1 protein-coding gene is annotated in these 1299 nt (G+C 46.7%); it reads right to left on the minus strand.

Going from position 1 to position 1299, the window contains the following annotated elements:
- The coding region (locus KIV40_RS32020; RefSeq protein ID WP_285353373.1) for a Cache 3/Cache 2 fusion domain-containing protein at positions 1–1299 on the minus strand (1299 nt) is incomplete at both ends.

Here is a 1299-nt window from a genome sequence, read left to right on the forward strand (position 1 = left end):
CATCAGCAACCACAGCAAAACCTCGACCTTGTTCGCCAGCACGAGCAGCCTCAAGTGCAGCATTAAGAGCCAGCAGGTTAGTTTGCTCGGCAATCTCATCAATCATCTTAGTAACGGTTTCAATGCTCTCGCTGTCAGTGTTTACTTTTTCGATCGCAGCTGCCGATTGATCGAGTTGGTCGTTGAGCTGAGCCACATCAATGCAGACATTCTCTACTATTTCTAGACCAGATTGACCGTCAGAGTTTGCTGAACGTACGTTTTCAGCGATGCTTTCAACTTGCTGTGCCACAGACTGTGCTGATGACGCCATCTCTTCAATAGCTGTGACCACTTGCTCAACTTGCTCTTGTTGGCGTTCAGATTGATTGAGGTTGAGCGATGCATCACTGGCTACGCTGGTGGAGTTGCTCTCGACCTGATCACTGGCACCGCGGATTTCGCCGACTAAATTATTGAGTTGGTGAGCCATGTTAGATAACCCATTACTCAAGTTGACGATCTCGTTACGAGTCGATGTGTCAGTGCGTCGAATATCAATACTGACTTCGCCTTTTGCTAAGCGATTCATGTACTGGCTCAAAGTAGCCAGTGGGTTGAGGGTTTTGTTCAAAAACAGGGTCAAAATTAAGAATGTGATAGAGCCAACAACCAGTGACACAATTGCAATTAGTTTGAGCAGAGCTTGACTGCCTTTGGTGACCTCAGTGATGAAGGTGCCGCCTAGTAGTTTCCAGTTCCAACCCGCTACTTCGGTGTATACCAGATATTTTTCACCTATGTTTCCTTGGTACTCATATGGGTACTTGATGAGGCCACTAGCTTGTTCAAACAGCTGATAGAAGGGTTTGTTACCTTCGTAGTCTTGTACCTCAATAATTGAAGGGTCGCTTTCTGTGTGGCTTGGGTGAAGTAAGTAGTGACCCAAATGATCTGGGTTATTGTCGACTATTATGGTGTAGCCTGAGTCACCCCAAGTTACATTTTTAAGTGCTGTAAACAGGTCTTGAGTTGCACGCTCGACCGGTAGGCCGATAAAGGTGATGCCGTTGACTTTACCTTGTGCATTTTTTAACGGTGCGTAATAGGTGATGTAACGTTCACCATAAAGCTTGATTTGAGCGTAATACGGTTGACCGCTCATCAACTTTTGATACCCCGGATGGCTTTGGTCTAATGTCGTGCCAACGACTCGATCACCCTGTGGGTTTTTCAAAGAGGTCGCTACTCGAATGAACTGGTTGCCTAGAGGTGCAAACAGAGTCGCCACTGCGCCAGTGTCACGGGTAAAGCTATCGA

Source organism: Vibrio sp. D173a, from assembly GCF_030248475.1.